Below are 255 nucleotides of genomic sequence, written 5' to 3'. Positions count from 1 at the left end.
GTGAGGGTGTGGATCAGAATGCCTCCCGACAGGGCATCGAGCAGCGTGGTCACCCGGATGCCGTTGCCGACTTCGCCCCGTGCCTCGCCTCGCCTCAGGATCCTGCGGGCAACCCGCATCTGGTCCTGCTGAAACTCCCAGTACTCCTCGAAACCGGGGATGACATCACCCTCGAGGTAGATGCGAAGGAAGGCCCGGCCGTTCTCGCCGCCGTAAACCTCCGCCAACTGCTGGGCAAGGCTGAGAAGATCCGTT

The 255-nt window shown here is 63.5% G+C and carries 1 protein-coding gene; it reads right to left on the bottom strand.

The genetic code is table 11. From position 1 onward, the window contains the following. Positions 1 to 255: TetR-like C-terminal domain-containing protein (locus ACOADB_RS06235; protein ID WP_378597088.1), on the bottom strand; the 255-nt coding region annotated here is incomplete at both ends.

This window comes from Nocardioides sp. CPCC 206348, assembly GCF_048654705.1.
Taxonomy (GTDB): domain Bacteria; phylum Actinomycetota; class Actinomycetes; order Propionibacteriales; family Nocardioidaceae; genus Nocardioides.
The sequence above is the reverse complement of the archived record's forward strand: the minus strand, read 5'-3'. Positions and strand labels throughout refer to the sequence as shown.